The organism is Tsukamurella hominis (genome assembly GCF_965137015.1).
Classification (GTDB): Bacteria; Actinomycetota; Actinomycetes; order Mycobacteriales; family Mycobacteriaceae; genus Tsukamurella; species Tsukamurella hominis.
This window is the reverse complement of record NZ_CBCRZG010000002.1, coordinates 294,526-319,199: the sequence shown is the minus strand read 5'-3', so window position 1 is coordinate 319,199 and position 24,674 is coordinate 294,526. Positions and strand designations below refer to the sequence as shown.

The window sequence follows — 24,674 nt, the reverse complement described above, 5'->3', positions numbered from 1 at the left end:
CCGTCAGTCGAGGAGATCGGCCAGGGCGCCGTCGAGGTCCGGGTGCGCGAACGCGAAGCCCGCGGCCGGCAGCACCGTCGACGTGGCGTGCCGCCCCGTGAGGCCGAGCGCCGGGTCGCTGCGCATCCCGATGGCGCCGAGCGCCAGCACCGGCGCGGGTGTCGGCGGCGCGGGCGGCCGGTGCAGGTGCCGGCGCAGCGCACCCATCAGGTCGGCGTTGCGCACGGGGTGCGGCGCGGCCGCGACCACCACCCCATCGGGCAGGTCGACGCCCGGCTCGATCCCTAGTGCCGCGCGGACGACCGCCAGCCAGTCGTCCCGGTGGATCCAGCTGAACCACTGCCTGCCGCTGCCCAGGCGGCCGCCGAGGAAGGCCCTGGTGACGCCGACCATCTTCGCCATCGCGGGCGAGTCGGTGTCGAGCACGATGGACGTGCGCAGCACGGTCAGGTGGTCGGTTTCGGCGTCGGCGGCGGACTCCTCCCACGGACGGGCGACGCCCGTCATCTGAGGGAGCCCCGGGTCGGGCAACGGAGTGTCCTCGGTGCACCACCGCTCCCCCGCGTCGCTCCAGATGGCCGTCGTGCTCGCCTGCACCCAGCGACGAACGCCCTTGCCGCGGGCCGCCGCGACGAGCGCGCGGGTCGCGTCCACTCTGCTCGCAGTGAGCGCGGCGACGTTCGCCGCGGTGGGCCGGCAGTCGACCAGTTTCCCGGCCAGGTTGATCACCGCGGTGTTCGGCGCGTCGAGCACCGCTTCCCACGCCCCGACAGTGCTCCCGTCCCACGTGACCTGGCGGTACGGCAGGTCGTCGCGGATCGAGCGGGTGAGGATCGTGACGCCGTGCCCGCGCCGGACGAGATCCGCCGCGACCCGCCGGCCCAGCGCGCCGGTACCGCCCGCGATGACCACGTTGAGCGGTTCCGCGGCGCGGGGCGGGCCCGCGAGCAGCGCGAGCCGGGCGAGCGCGGTGTCGGCGTCCGCGGCGAACCGCCGGGCGACGAGACGGTCGAAGAACGGCCCGGACGCGCCGTCGGAGGTCACGGTCTGCTCGACGAGGGTGCCGCCCTCGACCGGATGCAGCGCCCAGCGCAGGACGGTGGTCCCCGCGGGCTCCTCCTGCGTGAGCGCGAGGGCGCGTTCCGGCGCGAACTCGGTCACACGGGCGGGATCCGCGAACCGGCGATGGACCCACGCCGCGCGCAGCTCCGGCACCCAATCCACGCGGGCGCCGAGGGCGACGGGGTCGCGCAGCGGTGCCGAGGTGACGAAGGGCTGCCACTGCGGCAGGCGGTCCAGGTCGAGGAGGACGTCCCACAGCGCACGCGCCGGAAGGGCGATGAATCCACTGCTGCGATGCACGGTTCCCATGCCTTCGACGCTAGTTCGCGATGACGCGGATTCATTGCGCGATCGCGGAGAGCTTTCTCACATCATGAGATACCTCTCGTCTCGTCAGGTCGTCACGACGGAGAGGAGGAACCTGCTCGCCCCGTCCTCACGCGCCTGGGTCGTGACCGCGACGAAGGCCCCTCTCGGACGCGCGTCGACACGGACGACGTCGCGGCACCGTTCGATGTCGCCGGTTCCGACCAGGGCGACCAGGGAGGCGATCCGCGACGGTCCGTCGGTGTCGGCGGGCACGACGACACCGGGGGGCGAACCCACGATTCGAGGGCTTCCAGGAGCCTCGGTGAAGACGATCGGCCCCTGCGGGACGCGGCAGTCGGCGACGAACTCACGAACCGTCCGCACGCCGAGCGCTGCGACGAATTCGTCGACGTCCTCTTGCGCTGCATCGAACGTCGCCGAGAGCGACGGATCGAGGAAGTCGGAGACGTACTCGCCGTCGACCAGAGTGAGTCGCTCCGGAAGTGACACACCCGTCCATGCCTCCGTCATGGACCGGATGTCGTCCTCGTCGGCCGGATGCAGCGTGGGTCCGTCGTCGATGCAGCCCGTCAGGAGCGGCAGCAGTGCCATCAGCAGCGCCGAACCGACGAAACCCCGCCCCCGCGATGTCATCCCACCACGGTACCGAGTACCGACGCGGCCGACGAGGTCTCAGGCGCGGGGCACCGGGCGGTCGTCGGGGCCGGGGGCGGCGGTCACCGTCGAGGACGGGAGCAGCGCGGAGACGCCGAACCGGGCACCGTCGCGCGGGAGGACCTGGACTGACCGCACCCCGGGCCGGCCGGACACCGCGCGGAGCGCGTCGCCCGTGCCCCACACCACCACGCCCACCACCGCGGGCCGGCCGGCGCGGAGCCGGGACGCGGTGACGCGCGCGATGGCGTCGCCCCGCGCTCCGGGGGCGACGAGCCCGGGCATCGCGAGGGCGGCCAGCTCGTTCACGGCCCGCACGCCCTCGATGCTCTGGCCGGGCGGCACCGTCGCCATGGGGGTCTGGACACCGGGGATGCGCACCCGGACCAGCACGCGGCCCACGCGGTCCAGGCCCGCGGCGCGGGTCCACACCTCGTCGGGCGTCCACTCCGTCGCCGGGGAGATCAGCGCCCAGCGCCGCTCCCCCGCGGGCGCCGCGGCCAGGGAGGCGCGCGCATCGCCGAGGTACTCGGCGACGGCCTGGCCGGCCTGCGGGCCGAGCCGGTCACCGTCGGACCGCGCGACCCGCACCGGCGTCGCCGAGCCGAGCCAGAACGCCAGGCCGAGGGCGACGGCGAGCAGGGCGGCCCAGCCTGCGAGGGTCCGGCTCACGCGTCCCGCAGGACGTCCAGGGCGTGCTGCAGATCGTCGGGGTAGGGCGAGGTGAACTCCACGTACTCCCCCTGCGTGGGGTGCGTGAACCCGAGGGTGCGGGCGTGCAGCCACTGCCGGTCGAGGCCCAGCTTCTTCGCGAGCACGGGGTCGGAGCCGTAGGTCTGGTCGCCGCAGCACGGGTGGTGCAGGGCCGCGAAGTGCACGCGGATCTGGTGCGTGCGCCCCGTCTCGAGGTGCACGTCCAGCAGCGTCGCCGCCTGGAATGCCTCGATCGTGTCGTAGTGCGTGATCGACGGCTTGCCGTCCTTGGTGACCGCGAACTTCCAGTCGGAGCTGCGGTGCCGGCCGATCGGGGCGTCGATGGTGCCGGACATCGGATCGGGGTGGCCCTGCACGAGCGCGTGGTACCGCTTGTCGACGGTGCGCTGTTTGAAGGCCCGCTTGAGCACGGTGTAGGCGCGCTCGGAGACGGCGACGGCCATGACGCCGGAGGTGCCGACGTCGAGGCGGTGCACGATGCCCTGCCGCTCGGCCGCACCCGAGGTGGAGATGCGGAAGCCGGCGGCGGCGAGGCCGCCGATCACCGTCGGACCGGTCCAGCCGACGGAGGCGTGCGCCGCGACGCCCACGGGCTTGTCGACGACCACGATGTCGGCGTCGGAGTAGAGGATGTTCATCCCGGGCACGGGCTCGGCGACGATCTCCAGCGGCCGCGCGGGCTCGGGCAGCGTCACGTCGAGGAGCGCCCCGGCGTGCAGCTTGTCGGACTTGCCGACCGCGACCCCGTCGAGCGTGACGGAGCCCTCCGCCGCCAGCTCGGAGACGACGGTCCGCGACAGCCCCAGCAGGCGGGCGACCCCCGCGTCGACCCGCATGCCGTCGAGCCCGTCGGGCACGGGCATGGTGCGCGATTCACGCATCGGTCGCCTCCGATCCGGTGGTGCGGGTCTCCTCGGCCGTGGCCTTCTCCGGTGCGCGCGTGCGCTTCTCGCCGAAGCCCTCGTAGGGGTCGCGCCCGAACAGGGTGAGCGCGACGAGCAGCACGGCGGCGACGCTGATCGCGCTGTCGGCCGTGTTGAAGACGGGGAACCAGTCGCCGACGGAGAAGAAGTCGATGACGTGCCCGCGGAAGACGCCGGGCGCGCGGAAGATCCGGTCGGCGAGGTTGCCCAGCGCACCGCCGAGGACCAGGCCGAGGCCGATCGCCCACGGCAGCGACGTGAGCTTGGAGCCCATCCGCACGATCCAGACGACGACGCCCACCGCGATCAGCGTGAGCACCCAGGTGTAACCGGTGGCCATCGAGAACGCGGCGCCCGGGTTCTTCACGAAGAGCAGACTGAACGGGCCGAGCACGGGGATCTTCTCGCCGTACTCCATGTGCCGGACCACCGTGGTCTTCGCGGCCAGGTCGATGAGGAAGACCGCGACCGCGACCACCGCCAGGAGGATGCGCGGGTTCCGATACCAGCTCGGCCGTGCGGTTGCGGGGGAATCCATGCCTCCATCATCCACTACGGTGGCGGTGTGCATGGCAAGCGGTTGCGGCTGGTCCCGGTGGTGGCGGCGTCGACGGTGGTGCTCGTCACCGCCCTCGCGGGGTGCGGGGACGGTGGCTCCACCGGTCCCGGCGCCTCGTCCTCGGTGCCCGCTCGGCAGTCGGTCGCGGCACCTGCGGCGGCGGCCGGCTGCGCCACGACCCCGCCCGTGCTGCCCGAGCACGCGGTCACCGTCGACGTCCCGCAGGCTAAGGTCGTGCTCGACTCCCCCGGTACCGGCGCGCCCCGCGCGCTGACGGTCCGCCCGACCGCGGTGGCGGAGTACGCGCTGTTCACCAACTCGCTGCAGGTCTCCCAGGTGGCCGGCGAGCAGCCCTCCGGCGGTAACCGCGACGTCACGCTGCCGCTGGTCGCGCAGCCTTCCTGCGCGGACCCGCTCGACGTCCACCTGTTCTTCGACGCACCCCGGTCCACGGACGCGGCCACGACGAAGGCGCTCGAGGTGGAGGCCGGGTCCGTCGCCCGCGTGAAGCTGGCCGCGAGCGGCGAGGTGCGCTCGTTCACCCTCGCGGCGCCGCCCGGCGTCTCCCCCGAGGCCCAGACCGCGTTCGAACAGGCGCTGTTGCAGACCTTCCTGCGGCTCGTCCCCCTGCCCGCCGAACCGGTCGCGCCCGGGGCCACCTGGACGGTGACGCGGTCCATCCGCGCGGACAGCACCCTCACCCAGACCATGCAGGTGACGCTCGGCGGCACCGCCGAGCGGCCCGAGCTCACGGCGAAGGTCGACGAGTCGCCCGACGACTCCGTCTTCCGCGTGCCGGGCAGCGGCAGCACCCTGACGATCGAGAGCTACACCTCCGAGGGGAACGGCACCGTCGAGGTCGATCCCGCGCGCGCCTTCGGCCAGGGCGGCGTGCAGTTGGAGGGCGGTCGCACCCTGGTCGGCGACGATCCGGCGAAGAAGCTCACGCAGAAGACCGGCAGCGTCTACCGGTTCGGGCCGAAGTAGCCCGGTTCCCGCGGTCAGTGACAGGAGGGCGAGTCGCGCCCGACCTGGACGATCATCTGGCAGGCGTAGGAGCGCTGCAGCTTCCACCGGCCCTCGTCGAACGCGAGGGACGCGTAGGCGAGCTGGTTCGTGCCGCCCATGAGCACCGAGAACTGCGCCTTCGCCAGGCCCGGTTGCTCCAGCACCGGCCGGCCGATGTGCCAGCTGACCTGAGGATTGTCGCTGCGCAGCTTGACCAGCTCGTCGAACAGCGGTCCGTCGGCGGTGGTGGCGCCCTGCACCAGCTGCACCTTCTCCTCGAGCGGGACCCTCGGGTCGACGGCCCGGGAGAGCATCTCCTCGAGCTGCTGCGTCGACGGCGCGCGGTCCGGGGTGCTCGACGGCGCCTCCGTCACCTGGGCGGAGACGGCAGAGGGGGTGCTCGACCGCGATTCGGTGCTCTCCCCGCTGCAGGCACCGCAGGCCAGGCCCACGAGTACCGCGACGGGGGCCATGAGGACCCGTGCGCGCATCGAGAAAGTCACCTCCGTCCGGCCGCTGCTTCGCCGCCCCCACTATGCCAAACGCGGCGCGGTGCGCCACCGCAGCCCGCGCCCGGCATGCGATGCTGCTTCGCATGCCTGAAGTGATCGTGCTCGCCACGGGCGGCACCATCGCCAGCCGCCACGACGACGCCGGTGCCGCGGTTCCCGCCGACGCGGGCGCGGCGCTGGTCGCGACCGCCGGGGACGTCCCCGGGGTCGGCGTGACGGTCCGCGACGTGACCTCGGCGGACTCGTCCGCGCTGACGCTCGACCAGCTGGACGAGATCCGCGCCGCGGTCGCGGACGCCCTCGGCGATCCGGACGTGGCGGGCGTCGTGGTGACGCACGGCACGGACACGATGGAGGAGACCTCGCTCCTGGTGGACCTCGCCCACGCCGACCCGCGGCCCGTCGTCTTCACCGGCGCGCAGCACCCCGCCGATTCTCCCGCCGCGGACGGGCCCGCGAACCTCGCGGAGGCGATCGCCGTCGCCGCCGACCCCGCCTACCGGGGGCTCGGGGTACTGCTCTCCTTCGCCGGGCAGGTGCAGACGGTGCGCGGCCTCGCGAAGGTCTCCACGGTCGCGCCGCAGCCCTTCGCCGGCGGCCTGCCGGTGGCCGAACTGGAGGGCACCGCGCCGCATCGGCTGCTGGCCAAACCCGCGCCGATCGCCGATGTCCGGGTGGACGTCGTGGCCTCCTACCCGGGGGCCGACGGTGCCCTCGTCGACGCCGCGGTCGCAGCCGGAGCGCGCGGGATCGTGCTGGCGGGCACCGGAAGCGGGAACACCACGGTCGCGCTGGCGGACGCGGTGCGGCGCGCGTTGGAGGCGGGCGTCGTGGTGGTGGTCTCCACGCGGATCGCGTCGGGCCCCGTCGACGCGGCGTACGGCGGGGGCGGCGGCGCGGCCGACCTGGTCGCCGCCGGGGCGCTACTCTCTCGGCGGCTGCGGCCCGGCCAGGCGCGGATCGTGCTGCTGGCCCTGCTGGCCGCCGGCGTGGGCCCACGGTGGATCGGCGCGTATCTCGGGCGGTAGTCCCGCGGCGCGGTAGGTTCGGCCCATGGCCCGCGGAATGGCCGGCCCCACCCAGCCGGCACGGCTGATCGTTCTGGGCTTCGGCCTGGCGACGGTGATCGGCACCCTGCTCCTGTCGCTCCCGATCGCGGCGACCGACGGCCGGCGCACCGGACTGAGCACGGCCCTGTTCACCGCCACCTCGGCGGTGTGTGTGAACGGACTCGTCGTCGTCGACACCGAGGCCCACTGGTCCACCTTCGGCGAGGTGGTGATCATGGTGCTGGTGCAGGTGGGCGGCCTCGGGATCATCTCGCTGGCCTCCCTGCTGGGGCTGCTGGTGGCGCGCCGGATCGGGCTGCGGCTGCAGATCCTGGCGCAGGCGGAGAACAAGAGCCTCGAGCTGGGCGAGAGCAAGCGCGTGGTGCTCGGCGTGGTCCGGATGAGCCTCGCGGTCGAGGCGGTGACGGCCCTGTTCCTGTTCGCGCGGTTCGCGCTGGGCTACGACCTCTCCCTCGGCCGCGCCGCCTATCTCGCCGTCTTCCACGCCGTGACGGCGTACAACAACGCGGGCATCGCCCTCTACTCGGACAGCCTGACGCGGTTCGCCGAGGACCCGGGCATCGTCGTGCCGATCATGGTGGCGATCATCATCGGCGGCCTCGGATTCCCCGTGATCTACGAGGTGACGCGGGCGATGCGCCGCCGCGTGAACCGCGACGTCGCGCTGACGCGCTGGTCGCTGCACACCAAGCTGACGCTCGTCACCTACTTCGCGCTGCTCGTCGCGGGCGTCGCGCTGATCACCGCGTTCGAGTGGTCGAATCCGGCGACGCTGGGGCCGCGCGACGTGCCGGGCAAGATCCTCACGGGCACGTTCGCCGGGGTGTCACCGCGCACGGCCGGCTTCAACACGATCGACGTCGGCGCGATGCACCCGACATCGCTGCTCACCACCGACGTGCTGATGTTCATCGGCGGCGGCAGCGGCGGCGTGGCCGGCGGGATCAAGGTCACGACGTTCGCGATCCTGGCGTTCGTCATCTGGGCGGAGGTCCGCGGCGAGCCGACGGTGCACGCCTTCGGCCGGCGCATCTCCGCGGACGTGCAGCGACAGGCGATCACCGTGGCCCTCATGAGCGTCGGCGCCGTCATGCTCGGCACTCTGACGCTGCTGCAGATGACGCACTTCGACCTCGACGCGGTGCTGTTCGAGGTGGTTTCGGCGTTCTCGACGGTGGGCCTGAGTACCGGGATCACCGACGACCTGCCCGTCGAGGGGCGGATACTGCTGGTGGTCCTGATGTTCGCGGGGCGACTCGGCCCCGTGACCGTGGCGTCCGCCCTCGCCCTGCGCGAGCGCGAACGCCGCTACGAGTTGCCGGAGGAGCGTCCGATCGTTGGCTAAGTCACTCAAGCGCACCGGGATGCGCATCGTCGTCATCGGACTCGGGCGGTTCGGCGCGTCGGTGGCCCGCGAGCTCATCGCCCAGGGCGCGGAGGTCCTCGGGTTGGACGTGGACGAGCGGCGCGTGCAGCGCATCTCGGACGACCTGACCTACGCGGCCGTCGCCGATTCCACCGACGAGGAGGCCCTCAAGCAGCTGGGCGTGCCCGACTTCGCGCACGCGGTGGTCTCGATCGGCTCCGACCTGGAGGCCGGGATCCTCACCACCTCGCTGCTCTCGGAGTTCCGGGTCCCCAACATCTGGGCGAAGGCCACGAGCCACCAGCATCGCCGGATCCTGGAACGGGTGGGCGCGCACCACGTGGTGCTCCCCGAGCACGAGATGGGTGAGCGCGTCGCGCATCTCGTGACGGGCGGGAAGATGCTCGACTACGTGGAATTCGAGCAGGACTACGCGATGGTCAAGGCGCACGCGCCGCGCAGCATCGTCGGGAAGGCGCTCAAGGACTCCGGGGTGCGGCACAAGTACGGGATCACCGTGGTGGCGATCAAGCATCCGGGCGAGGACTTCACGCACGCCGACTACGACACGATCGTCCAGGACGGCGACGTGTTGATCGTGGCGGGCCGGAACGAGGCCGTCGAGGCGTTCGCGGACGTGAACTGACGGCGCGTCAGTCGGGCTGCTGCGGCGCGTTCAGCGCGGCGCGGACCGCGTCGGTGTGCTCGCCGAGGCCCGGGGGCCGGCGGTAGTCGGCGACGGGGGTGCGCGAGAAGCCGATCGGGTTGCGCACCTGGTCCATCGCACCGTCGCCGACGGCGACGCGCGGGCGCAGGCCCAGGCGTTCGGCGAGCGCGAACCCCGAGGCGACGTCGCCGACCGTGCCGGCCGGCACCCCCGCCTCCGTGAGCCTGCGGGCCCACTCCGCCGCGTCCCGCGCCGCGAGGCGGTCCTCGAGCAGCGCGACCATCTCGGCGCGGTGACGCACACGGTCCGGGTTGGTCGCGAAGCGCGGATCGTCCGCCAGCTCCGGCGCGCCGACGGTGCCCGCGAGGCGGGCGAACTGGCCGTCGTTGCCGCACGCGACGGCGATCAGTCCGTCGCGGCACCGCAGGGTCTCGTACGGGGCGATCGACGGGTGGCTGTTGCCCCTCCGCGACGGGACGGTGTCCGTCGCGAGGAAGTTCGCGCCCTGGTTGGCGAGCGAACCGAGAAGGGACGAGAGCAGATTCACCTCGACATGCTGCCCCAGCCCCGAACGCTCCCGCTCGTAGAGGGCGGCGAGGATGCCCGCGACGGCGTCCTTGGCGGTGAGGACGTCCACGAGGGCGACGCCCACCTTCATCGGGTCGCCGTCGGGCGCGCCCGTGATGCTCATCAGCCCGCCGACGGCCTGGACGAGGAAGTCGTAGCCGGGCAGGTCGGCGCCCGCGTCCGAGCCGAAACCGGTGACGGAGCAGTAGATCAGGCGCGGGTTGATCGCGGCGAGCTCCGCGTAGCCGAAGCCCTTCTTCTCGAGCGCCCCGGTGCGGAAGTTCTCGACGAGGACGTCGGCGCGGCGCGCCAGTTCGCGGGCGGCGGCGCGGTCCTCGGGATCGTCGAGGTCGAGCGCGACGCTGCGTTTGGACCGGTTCGCCGACTCGAAGTAGGCGCTGGTGCGCTCCGTCCAGGGCGGCCCCCAGGCCCGGGTGTCGTCGCCGGTGCCGGGACGCTCGAGCTTGATCACGTCGGCGCCGAGGTCCGCGAGCATCACCGTCGCGAGCGGGCCCGCCAGCACGCGGCTGAAGTCCGCGACCACGATCCCGTCGAGTATCGGTGTCATCGTCTCTCCCTGCCTGACCGGTATCCGTTCGCGCCGAGCCGCACGTCGCCCTCGCACCCTAGCCGCGCCCCGTCGCCCGTCGGTAGCGTGGCGGAATGACCGAGGAGTCCCGCCACATCAGCGTCGTGATCCCCCGTCCCGCCGCGGAGGTGTACGCGTTCGCCCGCGATCCACAGAATCTCATCCGCTGGGCGGCCGGGCTCGCGACCGGGGTGCGGATCGACGGTGCCGACCTGCTGACGGACTCGCCGATGGGCGAGGTGCGGGTGCGGTTCGCGCCGGACAATCCGTTCGGCGTCCTCGATCACGACGTGACGCTGCCCGACGGCACCGTCGTGAACAATCCCCTGCGCGTGCTGGCGCACCCGGACGGCGCGGAGGTGCTGTTCACGGTGCGGCGGCTGGGCGCGAGCGACGACGACTTCGCCCGGGACTGCGCGACGGTGCTCGCCGACCTCGAGCGGCTGCGCGCGGTGGTGCTCGCGCCTTGACGACCGCACCGTTGCATCGAACTTCTTATCGATGATCGTTGCAGACCCATCGAACACTGAGGTAGAATAGAGGTGTTCAAGGAGGCGAGATAAACACTTCTACCTGCACAGCAGCGGAGTATCTCGATGCGCTCGCCTCCTTCGAACACGCGGCCGAGCGGCTCGCGCAGGCCGACCCCGTCATGCTCGATTCGCAGGACGTGCTCGCCTCGTTGGAGCGGCTGGAGACAGCGGTTCGGAAGGTGCCCTTCAGCCAGCATCTCCTCGCCCAGGTCGCGGTGGAGCAGGGCCTGCCGGGTCAGCTGGGATACACCGGCATGAAGGAGCTGCTGGTGCAGCGGCTCCGCCTAGCGGGCGGCGAGGCGCGGGATCGGATCCACGGCGCGCGGGACCGCGCTCCCCAGCACGGGCACGGCGTGTGCCCCGAGCCCCGGTACCCGCTCGTCGCCGAGGCGCAGCAGGAGGGGGCGATCTCGGACCGGCACGCCCTCGCCATCGAGCGGGTCTTCGCGAGCTGTCGCAAGACGATCCGCCCCGACCAGGCCGCGATCCTCGAGGACGTGCTCGTCACCGCCGCCGCGGACGTCACGCCGGAGGACCTCGCCGTCATCGGCGCCCGCGCGCTCGCACACCTCGATCCCGATGGGGCGGAACCCCATTCCGATGTCGTCGACCGCGCCCGCGGGCTCACTGTGGGCAAGCAGGACGACGATCTGATGACGGCGCTCGACGGTGACCTCTCCCCCGAGGGCCGCGCGCTACTGGACACGATCCTGGAGAAGCTCGCCCGGCCCGGCGTCAACAACCCCGCGGACGCCGACGATCCCGTGGACCTAGCGGATCAGAACGCGGTGCGGGCGGCCGCCGAGCGCGACCGGCGCACCACGCCGCAACGCAACCACGACGCTCTGGTGACCGCGCTGGGGCTCGCCATCGCGTCGGGCGGGCTCGGGCAGCACCGCGGCGTGCCCTGTGTACCGATCATCACGCTCGGCATCGACCAGCTCGAGACGGAAACCGGCATCGCCACCACCGCCACCGGCGGCAGGCTCCCGGTCGCCGACGCGCTACGCATGATGGGCACCAATCCGAAGTACGTCCTCGTGCTGGACCTCGCCTCGCGGCCGCTGTTCCTGGGCCGGGAGAAGCGCCTCGCGTCCGCGGATCAGCGGATCGCGCTGTACGGCTCCGAGAAGGGCTGCAGTGCACCGGGATGCGACGCGCCCGCCACCCGCTGCCAGGTCCACCACATCACCGAGTGGTCCCACGGCGGCGCCACCGACGTCACCGCGCTCACGCTCGCCTGCGACGCCCACCACGGCAAGGTCGTCCCCGACCCGGCGGAGAACCCGCGCGGATGGAACACGATCACCGTCCGCAGCGGCGAGTACGCAGGCCGCACCGGCTGGCGACGCACCGCGGACCCATCGCATGAGCACCGGGTGAACCACAAGCACCACGCCGACGAGCTCTACCGGCAGGCACTCGAACGGTGGCGCGCTCGCTGCGCGGAGCTCCGGAACCTGTGGCGCAGCGAGGAACTGCGCGTCCAGCACAGCGAGTGCGTCGGCACGATCCACGACGACATCGGCGCGATCCTCGATGGACCCCACGGCCCGCCGATCCTCGAAGCCCTCCTCGCCGACCACGACGCTGACGAGCCATGGAACTGCCAGATGCCCGCCGACCTGCGCGCCGCCGCCTGACGGCGAGAAGGACTTAGTCGTCCTCGTCGGTGCGCAGGTGCTCGGCGGGCCAGTCGAGGGAGTCCAGCGGGTCGGCTTCGCGGAGGTCGGGGTCGTCGGCCTTGAAGCTGCGCATCCGGCCGGCACCGGAGGTGCGGGTCTCGAAGCGCACCGACAGTACGCCGTGGCCGGCGCCCTGCACCCAGCCGTGCCCGAACTCGGGGTGGCGGACGTCCATGCCGGGCCGCCACCCGATGACCGCCCCGGCCTCGTCGACGTCGGGCTCGGGCGCGACGGCGGCACCGGAATCTGTTGCGACCTCGTCGGCCACCTCGCCGAACAGCGTGAACTGCTCGACGCTGCTGAGGCCCGTGAAACCGACCCCGACCAGCCGCAGGCCGCCGACCTCCACGGGGTCGAGAGCGAGGCGCTGTGCCGTCGCGGTGAGCACGGCGGCGTCGGTGGTGGCGGTCGGCAGCGTGGCGGACCGAGTGAGCAGGGACATGTCCGACCGCTTGAGCTTGAGCACGACGGTCCGCGCTCCCCGACCGTCCCGGCGCAGCCGCCGCAGCGCGTGCTCGGCGCTCCGGTCGATCTCCCGCCGCAGGGCGTTCATCGTGGTCACGTCGCTCTCGAGGGTGTGCTCCGCGCTGATCGACTTCGCCTCGCCGTTCACCGCCACCGGCCGGTCGTCCTCGCCGCGGGCCAGCCGGTGCAGCGCCGGCCCCAGCGTGACGCCGAGCACCGACACCACCTCGACCTCGCTCATCGCGGCGAACTGGCCGATGGTGTCGATCCCCAAGCGGGACAGCCGCTCCCCCGCCACCGGGCCGATCCCCCACAGCTTGCGCACCGGCAGCGGGTACAGCATCGACGCCTGTGCGGCGGGCGGGATGACGGACACCCCGTCGGGCTTCGCGAGCCCGGACGCGATCTTCGCGGCCTGCTTCCCCGCCCCCGCGCCGACGGAGGCGACGAGCCCCGTCTCCTCGCGGATCCGGCGGCGCAACTCCTCCGCGAAGGCCACCACCTCCGACGAGGACGCCCCCGCCAGCTCGACGGGCTCGCCGAACGCCTCGTCGAAGGACAGCGTCTCGACGACCGGGATGAGCCCACGCACCGTCGCGAAGACCCGTCGGCTGACGGTGCCGTACAGCGCGCCGCGCGGCGGCAGCACGACCGCACCCGCGCCGACGAGCCGGCGCGCCTGGTGCATCGGCATCGCGGAGCGCGCGCCGAAGACCCGCGCCTCGTACGAGCAACCCGCCACCACGCCGCGGCCGCCGAGCCCGCCCACCAGCACGGGGCGCCCGCGCAGGGTGGGGCGGGTCAGCTGCTCGCAGGACGCGAAGAAGGCGTCCATGTCGAAGTGGAGCACCCAGCGGTGGCTGCGGTCGTCGGTCACTGACTACACCGTGACGACGCGGATAAGATCGTCGAGCCCCGCGAAGTCGTCCGGATTCCGCGTGTACACGTCCAGCCCGTGCGCGTGTGCGGTCGCGGCGACCAGCAGGTCGGCGAGACGGCGACGAGGCGCTCGCCCGCGCCGGAACACGGCCGCGGCGACCAGCCCGTAGCTCGCTGCGGCAGTGGCGTCGAACGGGATCGGCTCGAACACCGCGGTCACCTCCTGCAGCCGGAGTTGCCGGCGCGCGGCCTCCATCGGGTCCGATGTGAGGTGCGGCGCAGCGGCCAGCTCGGCCGCCGTGATGGCCGCGATCGCGGTGATCTCCGGCATCGCGTCGATCACCTCCGGCATCGCGATCACTACGGACGTGTCGAGCAGGCCGGGTGCGGTCACCACGGCTCCTGGTCGGCCAGGGAATCCACATCGCCCCGGAACGCCTCGGCATCGATCCGCACGCCCGCGCCGAGCGCGTTCCGCAGATCCGCCCGGCGCACGAACATCCGCCGCCCCGCGGCAACGGGGCGCAGCTCGGCGACCGGCGTGCCGTTGCGGGTGACCACGAAGGTCGCCCCCGCCTCGACGGACTTCATCACCGCGGCGTTGTCGTTCCGGAGTTCGCGTTGCGCGATCACCCTGCCCATACGCCCACTGTAGCGCAGATCGCTACAGTGGGCTACAGGCGTTTCCGCAGCTCAGACCTTCGCGAGTCGGCCTCGGACACCATCGCCCAGCTCCACCCCGTCGGGCACGGCCGCGAACTCGAGCGACGTGGCCAGCACCTCGCCCGCGATGAGGTCCCGGTGCGCCTCCGCGGCCGCCCGGTGCTCGGCGGGCACGTCGAGCACCAGCGAGATCCGGTCGCTCACGTCGAGACCCGCGGACCGTCGCGCTTCCTGCACCTCGCGGATCCGATCCTTGGCCCAGCCCTCGGCCTCGAGCTCGGCGTCGACGGAGAGGTCGAGCACCACCAGCCCGGCACCGTCGGGCAGCTCCGCGGTCGAGTCGGGTGCGGCGGCGACCAGCTTGCGCGTGTACTCGCCGTCCTGCAGCGCGATGCCGGCGGCGGTCACGACGCCGTCGGCAACGGTGTAGTCGCCGGACTTCACGGCCTTGATCACCGTCTGCACGTCCTTGCCCAGGCGCGGGCCCGCGGCGCGCGCGTTCACGGCGATCTCGACGCGCCCGTACTGATCGGCGTCGGGCGAGACCTGCACGTCGCGGACGTTCACCTCGTCGGCGATGATCGACGCGAAGGGCGCGAGCTTCTCCGCGCCCGGCCCGGCGACGGTGAGGGTGTGCAGCGGCAGGCGCACGCGCAGCTTGTTCGCCTTGCGCACCGACGACGCCACGGAGCAGACGTCGCGGACCTCGTCCATCGCCGCGACCAGCTCGGGATCCGCGGGCAGGTCGGTCTCCGAAGGCCAGTCCGTGAGGTGCACGGACTCGCCGCCCGTGAGGCCGCGCCACATGGCCTCGGTGGCCATGGGGAGCAGCGGCGCCGCGAGGCGGCAGACGGTCTCCAGCACGGTGTAGAGGGTGTCGAAGGCGCCGGAGTCCGCGCCGTCCCAGAATCGCGCGCGCGAGCGGCGCACGTACCAGTTGGTCAGCGCGTCGACGAAGAGCCGCAGCTCCTCGCAGGCGTCGGCGATGTTGCAGGTGTCGAGCGCCTCGGTCATCGCGTCGCGGGTCTGCGCCAGCTTCGCGAGGATGTACCGGTCCAGCACGTCCTCGGAGTCGGTGCGCCACACGGCCGGCTTCTCCGCATACAGCTGCAGGAACGAGTAGGCGTTCCACAGCGGCAGCAGCGTCTGCCGCACGCCGTCGCGGATGCCCTGCTCGGTGACCACGAGGTTGCCGCCGCGCAGGATGGGCGAGGCCATGAGGAACCAGCGCATCGCGTCGGAGCCGTCGCGGTTGAAGACCTCGTTGACGTCCGGGTAGTTCCGCTTCGACTTCGACATCTTCAGACCGTCGTGTCCGAGCACGATGCCGTGCGCCGCGACCGTGCGGAAGGCGGCGCTGTCGAACAGCGCCGTCGCCAGCACGTGCAGGTTGTAGAACCAACCCTTGGTCTGACCGTTGTACTCGACGATGAAGTCGCCCGGGAAGTGGCTGTCGAACCACTCCTGGTTCTCGAACGGGTAGTGGACCTGCGCGAAGGGCATGGAGCCCGACTCGAACCAGCAGTCCAGCACCTCGGGAACGCGGTGCATCGTCGACTTCCCGGTCGGGTCATCGGGATTCGGCCGGGTCAGCTCGTCGATGTACGGGCGGTGCAGGTTCGTCGGGCGCACGCCGAAGTCGCGCTCCAGCTCGTCGAGCGAGCCGTAGACGTCGACGCGGGGGTACGCGGGATCGTCGGAGACCCACACCGGGATGGGGGCGCCCCAGTACCGGTTGCGGCTGATGTTCCAGTCGCGCGCGCCCTCGACCCACTTGCCGAACTGCCCGTCGCGGATGTGCGCGGGATTCCAGGTGATGTCCTGGTTCAGCTCCAGCATGCGCGGGATGATCTTGGTGACCTCGACGAACCACGACGGCACCGCCATGTAGATCAGGGGCTGGCCGGAGCGCCAGGAGTGCGGGTAGCTGTGCTCGATGGTCTCGTGGCGCAGCAGCCGCCCCTTGGCCTTGAGGTCTTTGGCGATCACCGGGTTGGCGTCGAAGACCTGCAGGCCCTCGTACGGCGGCACCGCGGAGGTGAACTTGCCGCCCGGGTCCAGCGGCTGCACGACCTCGATGCCGTACTTGCCCGTGGCGAGGTCCATGTCCTCCTCACCGAAGGCCGGCGCGAGGTGCACCACGCCGGTACCGGAATCGGTGGTCACGTAGTCGGCGAGCAGCGTCACGTGCGCCTTGGGGTGGCCGGCGAAGAAGTCGAAGGGCGGCTCGTAGGCGGCGAACTCGAGGTCACGGCCCTGGTACCGCCCCTTGATCTCCGGCGACTCCCCCAGCTCGCGGGCGTACTGGCCCAAGCGCGCCTCGGCAAGCAGGTAATCCTTGCCGTCCGCGCCCGTCACGTGCACGTAGTCGAGATCCGGGTGCACGGCGATCGCGAGGTTCGACGGCAGCGTCCACGGCGTGGTGGTCCAGATCAGGGCCTCGACGCCGTCGAGCGCCTCCAGCGGGGTGCCCTTGGTGCGGAGCGGCATCCCGACGGTCACCGCCGGGTCCTGCCGCATCTTGTAGGCGTCGTCGAGCTTGGACTCCTGGTTCGACAGCGGCGTCTGCTCGTACCAGGAGTAGGGCAGCACGCGGTAGCCCTGGTAGATCAGGCCCTTCTCGTGCAGGGTCTTGAACGCCCACATGACGGACTCCATGAAGTCCAGGTCGAGCGTCTTGTAGTCGTTGTCGAAGTCCACCCAGCGAGCCTGGCGGGTGACGTACTGACGCCACTCCTCCGTGTACCGCAGCACCGAGGTGCGGCAGTAGTCGTTGAACTTCTCGACGCCCATGGTCTCGATCTCGGACTTGTCCTTGATCCCCAGCTGGCGCTCGGCCTCGAGCTCGGCGGGCAGGCCGTGGGTGTCCCAGCCGAAGCGGCGGTCGACCTTCTTGCCGCGCATCGTCTGATAGCGCGGGACGAGGTCCTTGACGTACCCGGTCAGCAGGTGGCCGTAGTGCGGCAGGCCGTTGGCGAAGGGCGGACCGTCGTAGAAGACGAACTCGTCGGCCTCGGCACGGTTCGCGATGGACCGGCGGAAGGTGTCGTTCTCGGCCCAATAGGCCAGAACGCGCTCCTCGAGGTCGGGGAACGACGGCGTGCCCGTCTTGGCGGGGCCGTCGTCGTCGCGGGTCATGTCGACCAGGGGATAGGGGCGCTTCTCACTCACGGGTACTCCTCGTGCCGTCGACAACCAGCACGGGGACGATGCCCGGCCTGTGGCCGAACTCCGCGGTACCACCCCGCTTGCGCCTCCCCGTGTTCCGGGGCGGCGCCACTTGAACCGGGCTGTGACGGGCCCACCCGTCCGGTTCTACTGGGACCCGCAGGCGGGACCGTTCTTCCGGATGCTCCCCGGTGATGGCCGGATCAACGCAGTGCTGTCACCAAGGATAGCGCTCAGTGCAACGTCATTTCTTGCCGGGATCTTCCGACTCCGGCTCCTGGGGCGGGGTCCACTCCGTGCCCCAGGCCTGATCGATCCGGATCTGCGGGATCTGGTCGGTCATGTCCGGGTCGTACTTCCCCGGCGCGAACAGGCCGCGCGTGGCGTCGTCGTCCGTGTCTGCGGGCGACTCGTGCTCCCACCCCGTCGGACCGCCGAGCGGTCCCATCGCGAACTGGGTGGTCGGGTTCGCATCGTCGTCGTGGTGCCCGAACTCCTCGTGCCCGACGGTGCCGGCCTCGCGGGCCGCGTCGTCGACGGGCTCCGTCGCCGGCTCCGCGGCGTCGTCGCTCTCGGGCGCCGCGGCGGGCCGGCTCGACGGCGCCTCGTCCTCGTCGGCGTCCTCGTCCCGGTCGCCGGGGCGCCACGGCGCCTCCCCGTCGACCTTGTCGCGATCGCCGCGGCGGTAGGTGAGGACGTCGCCGAGCAGCAGGCCGACGCCGATCACTGACACCACCACGCAGGCGATCGCGAGCCAGAGATTGGACGTGACCAGGGCGACGATCAACAGGATGAACCCGATGACCGTCGCCCCCAGTGCGGCTAGCAGCATGAGAACTCCGCCCTAGTACCGGCTGGTACCAGCGGCTACTTGTACTGCTGGTTGCCGCCGGCGGCGTTGCCGGGGTCGTTGAAGTCGCCACCGCGACCCTGGCCGTGATCGACCGGGGCGGCGCTGCGCAGCGACTGCAGCTCCTCGAGCTGTCCCTCGAGGTACGTCTTGAGGCGGGTGCGGTACTCGCGCTCGTACGTCTTGAGCTGCTCGATCCGACCCTCCAGCACCGTGCGCTGCTGGTTGATGGTGGTCATGATCTCGGTGTGCTTCGTCTCGGCCTCGGCCTGCAGCGCATCGGAACGCTCCTGCGCCCGGCGCAGCTGGTTCTCCGAGCGGGTCTGCGCGTCGGCGAGCAGGGCGTCCGAACGCTGCCGGGCGTCGGCCACCATGGCCTCGGCCTTCTGCCGCGCATCGGTGACCATGGCCTCCGACTGGGCCCGCGCGTCCGAGACGAGCTTCTCGGCCTCGGACCGCGAGTTGTTCGTGAGGCGGTCGGCGGTCTCCTGGGCGAGCCCGAGCACCTTGGCGGCGCGCACGTGCGCCTCCTCGGTCGTCGCCGGCGCAGCCGCGGCGGCGGGAGCCGCCTCGGCCGCGGCAGGCGCGTTCGGCGTGGGCGACGCGAAGGCGACGGTGCTGTCGGCCGACGGCTGCTCGCCGCCACCGGCACGAGCCTCGCCCAGTTCGCGCTCGAGTTCGGCGTTGCGCTGCTGCAGATCGTTGTTCTCGTCGATCAGCCGAGCGAGCTCGGTCTCGACCAGGTCGAGGAACTGATCCACCTCGTCCTCGTTGTAGCCGCGCTTGCCGATCGGCGGCTTGCTGAACGCGACGTTCCGCACGTCGGCGGGTGTCAGCTTCATAGGTCGTTTCCCCTCAATTCGGCTGCTCGACAGATCTCAAGTCACTCGGACCAACACTGTAACTAGTGCACATCCTGTCACACCAGACCCGTTTGTTCCTCATCACCCAACAATCACGCGATGAAATGTCCGATTCTCCGCGCCGGAGTGGGCCGATTCGGGCCTAGACGGCCAGGCCGCCGACGATCCGCTGCGCGATCGCGACCAGCAGAAACAGCACGATGAACGACAGATCCAGGCGAATCGGCCCCAGCTGCGGCGAGGGCAGCACCTTCCGCAGCGCCTTCAGCGGCGGATCAGTGACGGTGAACACTCCTTCGAGGATCAGTGCCACGATCCCCTTCGGGAACCACTCCCGCGCGAAGGACTTCACCACTTCGACCACGAGCCGGACGATCAGGAGGAACCAGAAGATCGAGAGGAGCGTGTAGACGACGAGCCAGAATGCTTGCACGGGTACCAGTCTGCCCGAAAGCGTCAGCGGTTGTAGAAACCGGTCTCCGCGATCCGCGCCCGGTCCTCCGCCGTGACGTCCACATCGGAGGTCGCGAGCATGAACACCTTGGTGGTGATCCGATCGAAGGAGCCGTGCAGCGCGAAGGTCAGGCCGGCGGCGAAGTCGACGAGACGCTTGGCGTCGGCGTTGTCCATCGCGGTCAGATCCATGATCACGGGGATGCCCTCGCGGAACCGCTCACCGATCGTGCGCGCCTCCTCGTACGAGGTGGGACGCAGGGTGGTGATGCGCGACATCGGGTTCTCCTGGCTGAGCACGTCGGCGCGCGTGTCCATCGCCAGCGCGCCACGGGTGGACGGGGCGACGGAGCGCGAGGCGTCCCGCAGCGGCTCCAGACGCGGCAGCGGGGCCCGGACGGGCTCGCGGTAGCCGCGCTCGAAGCCGGCGTCGTAGCGATCGTCGTAGGCCGCGCCCCGGGCGTCGTAGCCGTCCGCGTAGGCGGGCTCGTACGCGTCGTACTCATCGGCGCGGCGGCCGTCGTAGGCGTAACCGCGCTCGCCGCGGTAGTCGTCGAACTCGTCGTCGAGGCTGCGGCGGCCGCGCGGCTGCGGGGTGCCCTCGTCGACGTATCCGTCGTCGTAGGCATCCAGCGGAACCATCCCGAAGTACGCCTTGACCTTGTGCAGAGTGCTCATCTTTGCCCTTCCTCGGCGCCTGCATGGGCTGGTGTGACGGTTGTGACTGTCGTTATGGAAGTGAGATTAGTAGGGAAGACGGGCGAATGGCGGTTCCGACACGCGCACGAATCCCATCGATGTCATTTCGCCGTGTCGATCCAGATCACCGAGGCCAGGCGCCCCGTCGGCGCACCCCGTCGATGCGAGAACAGGGTGGGGTCGCTGATGGTGCACCGCGGGTCCTGCGCCACGGCCGCGACGCCGAGTTCCTGCAGCTGGCGGCGGATGCCGGCGCGCAGGTCGAGGCCGTCGGTGCCCTTCTCGGTGCGGCACCGGCTCCCCGGCAGGTGCTTCTCAACGTCCGCCGCCATCGCGGCGGGCACCTCGTACTTGGCGCCGCTCGCCGCGGGTCCGAGGAAGGCGCCGATCCGCTCGGGCCGGGCGCCCAGCTCGCGCATCGCCGCGACGACGGCCGGCACGATGCCGATCCTGGCACCGACGCGACCCGCGTGCACCGCGGCCAGCACGCCCGCCTCGTCGTCCGAGAGCAGGATCGGGACGCAGTCCGCGGTGAGGACGGCGAGGGCGAGGCCGGGCGCTGTCGTCACGAGCGCGTCGGTCGCCTCCACGGGCTCCGCGCGCGGACCGTCGACGACGGTGACCGTGCGGCTGTGGATCTGCTCCATCCACACCACGTGGCCCGGTTCGACGCCGATCTCCCGCTCGAGGCGGAGCCGGTTCGCGGCGACCGCCGCCGGGTCGTCGCCCACGTGATCGCCGAGATTGAAGGTGTCGTACGGGGCCTGCGAGACGCCGCCCGCGCGGGTGGTGGTCACCCGCCGGACACGGGCCGCAGGGACAGGAGCGTTCGCGGGATCAGTCATGGCACAAGACTACGGACGGCGCCCCCGGCGGAGCCGGGAGCGCCGTCGGAGTCGAATTCCTCAGCGGCGGTTCTGCAGGAACGACGGGACGTCGAGGTCGAAGTCGTCGTCCGAGCGCGTCTCCCGGCCGGTCGAACGCGCCGGGAACGGGTCGTTCGTCCGCGGCGGGCGGCTGTCGAAGGGGTTGCCCCGGCGCGCGTCCTCGGGCTCCGCGGCGGGCTGCTCGACGGCGGTGTGCTGGCCGCCGATGCGGGTGACCGGACGACGCGCGGGCGCGGCACCGTCGAACCCCGCGGCGATGACGGTGATCCGCACCTCGTCACCGAGGTTGTCGTCGATCACGGTGCCGAAGATGATGTTCGCATCCTCGTGCGAGGCGCCCTGCACCAGCGAGGCCGCCTCGTTGATCTCGAACAGGCCCAGGTCGCTGCCGCCGGCGATGGACATGAGCACGCCGTGCGCGCCCTCCATCGAGGTCTCCAGCAGCGGCGAGTTCACCGCCGCCTCGGCCGCCTTGATCGCACGCCCCTCGCCCCGCGCGGAGCCGATGCCCATGAGGGCGCTGCCCGCACCGGACATGACGCTCTTGACGTCCGCGAAGTCGACGTTGATCAGGCCCGGCGTCGTGATGAGGTCGGTGATGCCCTGGACACCGTTGAGGAGCACCTCGTCGGCGCTCTTGAACGCGTCGAGCGCGGAGACACTCACGTCGCCCAGCTGCAGCAAGCGGTCGTTCGGGATCACGATGAGCGTGTCGCAGGACTCGCGCAGCGAAGTGATGCCCTGCTCGGCCTGCTTGCCGCGACGGGCGCCCTCGAACGTGAACGGCCGGGTCACGACGCCCACGGTGAGCGCGCCCAGCTTGCGGGCGATGCTCGCGACGACCGGCGCACCGCCGGTGCCCGTGCCGCCGCCCTCGCCCGCGGTGACGAAGACCATGTCGGCGCCCTTGAGGAGCTCCTCGATCTCGTCCTTGGCGTCCTCGGCGGCCTTACGGCCCACCTCGGGATCGGCGCCGGCGCCGAGGCCGCGCGTCGAGTCGCGACCCACGTCGAGCTTGACGTCGGCGTCGCTCATGATGAGCGCCTGCGCGTCGGTGTTGATCGCGATGAACTCGACGCCCTTGAGCCCCTGTTCGATCATCCGGTTCACGGCGTTGACGCCGCCGCCGCCGATGCCGACGACCTTGATTACGGCGAGGTAGTTGTGCGCGGCGGTCATGTTTCGCCTTTCCCCTGATGTGAAGTCTGTTGCTCCTGAGACGAACCCTAAACCTCAACAGAAGGCTTAAAGTTATGTCAAGTAGCTGGTCTGAAACCAAGGTAGAGGGCGGTGCCCCGCTTGCCCTGCAAGCGCGTGGGCGTGTCGGGAAAAACGTTCTCGGTGAGGGGAAGAACACCCGTCAGCGCGTGGTCGGCATGTCCGGGTTGATCACGGTGAACTCCTTGCCGGGGCGGGTCAGCACCATGCGCAGCGCGGCGGTCTTGTCCGCCGTCCGCTGGTCGTCGCCCCAGTACACGACCCGCTTGTCGCGCAGCACGAAGCGCACGTTGGCGGGCGAATCCGCCCCGATCTCGACGACCTGCCCGTGCAGGTCCGGCGGCAGCGACTTGAGCACCGCGATCGACGCGGCCGTCGCGGGGTCGTCGGTCTTCGGATCGTCGACGACGAGCTTGGGCGTCAGGATGGGCGGCTCCCCCACCTTGATGAAGGGCACCCCCTTGGCGTCCACGAGCACGGTCCCGGCGGGGCGCTGGGCGTAGGCCACGACCTCGCGCTCGGTGACCGCGACGACGAGCGTCGACGGGTACGACACGGTGACGGTGGCGCGGTCGATCCACGGGCTCACCGCCACCACCTGTGCGGCGTAGGCGTCGCGCTGGCCGGGCGTGATCTGCAGCAGCGGGCGCCCCTTGAGCGGCTCGACGACCTTCGCGACCTGATCGGCGGGCGCGTTGGTCGCGCCCGTCACTGACACGTCGCGCGCCGACAGCACGGGCGAGAAGTACGCCGCCGCAGCGAGTCCCGCCACCACGGCGAGCGCGAGCAGGACCAGCAGCAGACGCCGCAGACCCGGCACGCGCCTGCGCGTCGCGGGAGAGCTCACGCGCCCGCCTCGGCGCCGCGCTGCGCCAGCGTGTTGAGGATCGTCGGGCCCTGCATGGTCACGTCGCCGGCGCCCATGGTGATCACCACGTCACCCGGGCGTGCGAGGCCGGCGACCACGCCGGCCACGTCGGCCTGGCTCGGCACGTAGTGCACGGAGGCGGTCACCTTCTCGGCGATCCGTTCCCCGGTGACGCCCGGCAACGGAGCCTCGCGCGCGCCGTAGACGTCGAGCACCACGACCTCGTCGGCCAGGCTGAGCGCCTCGGCGAACTCGGCGGCGAACTGCTCCGTCCGCGAGTACAGGTGGGGCTGGAAGGCGACGATCACCCGGCCCGGTTCGGCCTGCTTGGCGACCATCTCTGCCGCGGCGGTGAGCACGGCGCGCACCTCGGTGGGATGGTGCGCGTAATCGTCGAAGACGCGCACGCCCTGTTCGGTGCCGCGCAGTTGGAACCGGCGGTGCACACCGCCGAAGGCCTCGATGCCCTCGATCACCTTCGCGGTCGGCTGGCCCGTGTTCACGACGGCGATCGTCGCGGCGATGGCGTTGAGCGCCATGTGCTTCCCGGGCACGGAGAGCAGGATCGCCCGCTCGGTGACCTTCCGGTTCTCGTCGGAGAAGCGGACCTTGAGCATGCCGCCCTCGGCGCGGGGCTTGTAGTCCAGCAGCTCCGCGATCAGCGTCACGTCGGGCGCGAGGTCGCGGTGGACCCCCTCGCCGTAGCCCAGGACGCGCACGCCGCGGGCCCGCAGGGCGGCGTGGGTGCGCTGCGCCAGCGCCGCCGAGCCGGGGTCGTCGAGGCACACGACGAGGGTGCCGCCCGGGCGGATCCGCTCTGTGAAGGCGTCGAAGACGGCGACGTACTTCTCCTCGGAGCCGAAGAAGTCCAGGTGATCGGCCTCGACGTTGGTGACCACCACCACGTCGGGCGCGTACTGCAGCAGCGAGCCGTCGGACTCGTCGGCCTCGGCCACGAAGACGTCCCCCGTGCCGTGGAAGGCGTTCGTGCCGGACTCGTTGAGCTCGCCGCCCACGGCGAACGACGGGTTGGCGCCGCAGTGCTGCAGGCCCACCACCGCCATCGACGTGGTGGAGGTCTTGCCGTGGGTGCCGCTCACCAGCAGGGTGCGGTAGCCGTCCATGAGGTCCGCGAGCACCTCGGGCCGCAGGATCACCGGGATGCCGCGCCGCTGCGCCTCGACCAACTCGGGATTGTCCTTGGGGATGGCGGCGTGGGTGGTCACGACCACCGTCGGGCCGCCGGGCAGCAGGTCGAGCGCCTCGGGGCTGTGCCCCACCTGGACCTGGGCGCCGCGGGCGCGCAGCGCGATGACGCCGCGCGACTCCTTGGCGTCGGAGCCCGACACCTGGCCGCCGCGGGCCAGCAGGATCCGCGCGATGCCGGACATGCCCGCGCCGCCGATGCCCACCATGTGCACG

25 protein-coding genes are annotated in these 24,674 nt (G+C 71.6%); 6 read left to right on the top strand and 19 right to left on the bottom strand.

The window, feature by feature from the left end; all coding sequences use genetic code 11:
• Window positions 1-3: 3 nt before the first annotated feature.
• The 5 genes from ACM9LD_RS04135 to lspA all read right to left on the bottom strand — a co-directional run bounded on the left by ACM9LD_RS04135 (window position 4) and on the right by lspA (window position 4,221).
• A complete protein-coding gene (locus ACM9LD_RS04135) occupies window positions 4-1,371 on the bottom strand; it encodes a DUF1731 domain-containing protein (RefSeq protein ID WP_415675499.1) in 1,368 nt (455 codons plus the stop codon).
• Window positions 1,372-1,455: 84 nt separating this feature from the next.
• Window positions 1,456-2,025 (bottom strand): hypothetical protein, encoded by a 570-nt coding sequence (locus tag ACM9LD_RS04130; protein WP_415675498.1) that lies wholly within the window; start codon window positions 2,023-2,025, stop codon window positions 1,456-1,458.
• A gap of 39 nt (window positions 2,026-2,064) precedes the next feature.
• On the bottom strand, window positions 2,065-2,718 hold the full coding sequence (locus ACM9LD_RS04125; protein ID WP_415675497.1) for a hypothetical protein: 654 nt from the start codon (window positions 2,716-2,718) through the stop codon (window positions 2,065-2,067).
• A complete protein-coding gene (locus tag ACM9LD_RS04120; RefSeq protein ID WP_415675496.1) occupies window positions 2,715-3,641 on the bottom strand; it encodes an RluA family pseudouridine synthase in 927 nt (308 codons plus the stop codon). The genes ACM9LD_RS04125 and ACM9LD_RS04120 overlap by 4 nt, the downstream gene beginning before the upstream one ends.
• Window positions 3,634-4,221, bottom strand: coding sequence for a signal peptidase II (lspA, locus tag ACM9LD_RS04115; RefSeq protein WP_415675495.1), 588 nt, complete (start codon window positions 4,219-4,221; stop codon window positions 3,634-3,636). Before lspA ends, ACM9LD_RS04120 begins: the two co-directional genes overlap by 8 nt.
• 27 nt (window positions 4,222-4,248) lie before the next feature.
• Here lspA and ACM9LD_RS04110 point away from each other — a divergent pair, with 27 nt between their 5' ends.
• A complete protein-coding gene (locus tag ACM9LD_RS04110) occupies window positions 4,249-5,229 on the top strand; it encodes a hypothetical protein (protein ID WP_415675494.1) in 981 nt (326 codons plus the stop codon).
• A 14-nt stretch (window positions 5,230-5,243) separates the two neighbouring features.
• Here the strand turns inward: ACM9LD_RS04110 and ACM9LD_RS04105 are convergent, their stop codons facing one another.
• Window positions 5,244-5,741, bottom strand: coding sequence for a WKL family lipoprotein (locus ACM9LD_RS04105; protein ID WP_415675493.1), 498 nt, complete (start codon window positions 5,739-5,741; stop codon window positions 5,244-5,246).
• 104 nt (window positions 5,742-5,845) lie between these two features.
• On the opposite strand from ACM9LD_RS04105, the gene ACM9LD_RS04100 reads away from it, so the two are divergent.
• From ACM9LD_RS04100 to ACM9LD_RS04090, 3 genes are read left to right on the top strand one after another with little or no spacing between them, the layout of a single operon-like run.
• A complete protein-coding gene (locus tag ACM9LD_RS04100; RefSeq protein WP_415675492.1) occupies window positions 5,846-6,790 on the top strand; it encodes an asparaginase in 945 nt (314 codons plus the stop codon).
• A gap of 25 nt (window positions 6,791-6,815) precedes the next feature.
• On the top strand, window positions 6,816-8,177 hold the full coding sequence (locus ACM9LD_RS04095; RefSeq protein WP_415675491.1) for a TrkH family potassium uptake protein: 1,362 nt from the start codon (window positions 6,816-6,818) through the stop codon (window positions 8,175-8,177).
• 19 nt (window positions 8,178-8,196) lie between these two features.
• Window positions 8,197-8,844, top strand: coding sequence for a potassium channel family protein (locus ACM9LD_RS04090; RefSeq protein ID WP_415675601.1), 648 nt, complete (start codon window positions 8,197-8,199; stop codon window positions 8,842-8,844).
• A 7-nt stretch (window positions 8,845-8,851) separates the two neighbouring features.
• On the opposite strand, the gene ACM9LD_RS04085 is transcribed toward ACM9LD_RS04090, so the two are convergent.
• Window positions 8,852-10,000 (bottom strand): CaiB/BaiF CoA transferase family protein, encoded by a 1,149-nt coding sequence (locus ACM9LD_RS04085; RefSeq protein ID WP_415675490.1) that lies wholly within the window; start codon window positions 9,998-10,000, stop codon window positions 8,852-8,854.
• Between the two features lie 95 nt (window positions 10,001-10,095).
• On the opposite strand from ACM9LD_RS04085, the gene ACM9LD_RS04080 reads away from it, so the two are divergent.
• Window positions 10,096-10,491 carry an SRPBCC family protein gene (locus ACM9LD_RS04080; RefSeq protein WP_415675489.1) on the top strand — a complete coding sequence of 132 codons (396 nt, stop codon included), beginning with the start codon at window positions 10,096-10,098 and terminating at the stop codon, window positions 10,489-10,491.
• 182 nt (window positions 10,492-10,673) lie between these two features.
• The gene (locus ACM9LD_RS04075; protein ID WP_415675488.1) at window positions 10,674-12,197 is read left to right on the top strand and encodes an HNH endonuclease signature motif containing protein; all 1,524 of its coding nucleotides are present in this window, start codon (window positions 10,674-10,676) and stop codon (window positions 12,195-12,197) included.
• A gap of 13 nt (window positions 12,198-12,210) precedes the next feature.
• Here the strand turns inward: ACM9LD_RS04075 and ACM9LD_RS04070 are convergent, their stop codons facing one another.
• The 12 genes from ACM9LD_RS04070 to murC all read right to left on the bottom strand — a co-directional run bounded on the left by ACM9LD_RS04070 (window position 12,211) and on the right by murC (window position 24,667).
• Complete coding sequence (locus ACM9LD_RS04070; RefSeq protein ID WP_462933950.1) at window positions 12,211-13,581, bottom strand: DNA polymerase IV; 1,371 nt, start codon at window positions 13,579-13,581, stop codon at window positions 12,211-12,213.
• Window positions 13,582-13,584: 3 nt separating this feature from the next.
• Window positions 13,585-13,977, bottom strand: a complete 393-nt coding sequence (locus ACM9LD_RS04065) for a PIN domain-containing protein (protein WP_415675487.1) — start codon at window positions 13,975-13,977, stop codon at window positions 13,585-13,587.
• Window positions 13,974-14,225, bottom strand: a complete 252-nt coding sequence (locus ACM9LD_RS04060) for a type II toxin-antitoxin system Phd/YefM family antitoxin (RefSeq protein WP_415675486.1) — start codon at window positions 14,223-14,225, stop codon at window positions 13,974-13,976. The genes ACM9LD_RS04065 and ACM9LD_RS04060 overlap by 4 nt, the downstream gene beginning before the upstream one ends.
• Window positions 14,226-14,276: 51 nt before the next feature.
• Complete coding sequence (ileS, locus tag ACM9LD_RS04055) at window positions 14,277-17,384, bottom strand: isoleucine--tRNA ligase (protein ID WP_415675599.1); 3,108 nt, start codon at window positions 17,382-17,384, stop codon at window positions 14,277-14,279.
• Between the two features lie 274 nt (window positions 17,385-17,658).
• Window positions 17,659-18,246, bottom strand: coding sequence for a hypothetical protein (locus ACM9LD_RS04050; protein ID WP_415675485.1), 588 nt, complete (start codon window positions 18,244-18,246; stop codon window positions 17,659-17,661).
• Between the two features lie 35 nt (window positions 18,247-18,281).
• Window positions 18,282-19,106, bottom strand: coding sequence for a DivIVA-like cell division protein Wag31 (gene wag31 / locus ACM9LD_RS04045; protein WP_415675484.1), 825 nt, complete (start codon window positions 19,104-19,106; stop codon window positions 18,282-18,284).
• Window positions 19,107-19,269: 163 nt separating this feature from the next.
• Window positions 19,270-19,560: a YggT family protein gene (locus ACM9LD_RS04040; protein ID WP_068520949.1), complete on the bottom strand. Its 291-nt coding sequence runs from the start codon at window positions 19,558-19,560 to the stop codon at window positions 19,270-19,272.
• Between the two features lie 23 nt (window positions 19,561-19,583).
• Window positions 19,584-20,258, bottom strand: coding sequence for a cell division protein SepF (locus tag ACM9LD_RS04035; protein WP_415675483.1), 675 nt, complete (start codon window positions 20,256-20,258; stop codon window positions 19,584-19,586).
• A gap of 122 nt (window positions 20,259-20,380) precedes the next feature.
• Window positions 20,381-21,124 (bottom strand): peptidoglycan editing factor PgeF, encoded by a 744-nt coding sequence (gene pgeF / locus ACM9LD_RS04030; RefSeq protein ID WP_415675482.1) that lies wholly within the window; start codon window positions 21,122-21,124, stop codon window positions 20,381-20,383.
• A 60-nt stretch (window positions 21,125-21,184) separates the two neighbouring features.
• Complete coding sequence (gene ftsZ / locus ACM9LD_RS04025) at window positions 21,185-22,345, bottom strand: cell division protein FtsZ (protein WP_415675481.1); 1,161 nt, start codon at window positions 22,343-22,345, stop codon at window positions 21,185-21,187.
• A 181-nt stretch (window positions 22,346-22,526) separates the two neighbouring features.
• The gene (locus ACM9LD_RS04020; RefSeq protein WP_415675480.1) at window positions 22,527-23,231 is read right to left on the bottom strand and encodes a cell division protein FtsQ/DivIB; all 705 of its coding nucleotides are present in this window, start codon (window positions 23,229-23,231) and stop codon (window positions 22,527-22,529) included.
• Window positions 23,228-24,667, bottom strand: a complete 1,440-nt coding sequence (murC, locus tag ACM9LD_RS04015) for a UDP-N-acetylmuramate--L-alanine ligase (RefSeq protein ID WP_415675598.1) — start codon at window positions 24,665-24,667, stop codon at window positions 23,228-23,230. The genes ACM9LD_RS04020 and murC overlap by 4 nt, the downstream gene beginning before the upstream one ends.
• Window positions 24,668-24,674 lie beyond the last annotated feature (7 nt).